Genomic DNA, 773 nt, shown 5'->3' with positions numbered 1-773 from the left:
TTCAACGTCMTCATCGWCGACGATGCGCCGAGCATTGATGTGGTGGCGGGTCCGGAAGCTGGTGTTGTTCTGACGACGCGGGATGCGAACACGGATGGCGATCCGACGGATACGGATACGGCGACCTCGACGGCTGCCTTTGGCGGGGTGTTCTCGCTGACCTTTGCGGCGGGTGCGGATGGAGCGGCGACGCCGGTGCTGAGCTATGCGCTGAGCGTGACCGATGCGGTCTCGGGTCTGACCAGCGGCGGCGCGGCGATCAATCTTTATCTGATCGACGGCAGGGTGGTCGGCTCGACTGCGGCGACGCAGGGCGGGGTCAATGCCGGCAACACGGTGTTTGATCTGTCGGTCAGCAGCACGGGTGCGGTGACGCTGAACCAGTACCAGCAGATCGATCATGCGGTCGAAGGCACGACCACGGCTCCGTTTGACGATCAGCTTGTTGTTCTTGCCAATGGCAAGATCGCGCTGACGGCGCGTTCGACCATCACCGATGGCGATGGCGACACGGCGACGGACAGTGCGACCGTGGATCTGGGCGGCAATGTGCGCTTTGCCGATGATGGTCCGACGGTGACGACGACGGGGACGGGGCCGGCTCTGGTGGTTGATGAGACGAACCTTACGGTGAACGCGAGCGCGAGCTTTGCTGCGAACTTTGTCACGGCCTTTGGTGCGGATGGTCCGGCGGCGAGCGGTTCGCTGACCTATGCGCTGGACGWTGCAGGCCTGGTATTCACTCGTCACGACACCGCCCGGCCACTTGCTGC

The 773-nt window shown here is 63.9% G+C and carries 1 protein-coding gene; it reads left to right on the top strand.

Translation table 11 applies throughout. The features are described from left to right. Positions 1-773 (top strand): DUF5801 repeats-in-toxin domain-containing protein (locus tag SOQ14_RS14430; RefSeq protein ID WP_322898803.1); only part of this gene is annotated, 773 nt, incomplete at both ends.

It is taken from the genome of Erythrobacter epiphyticus (genome assembly GCF_034653295.1).
GTDB lineage: Bacteria > Pseudomonadota > Alphaproteobacteria > Sphingomonadales > Sphingomonadaceae > Erythrobacter.
Note: the sequence above shows the minus strand (reverse complement) of the source record. Positions and strands in the feature narration are given on the sequence as shown.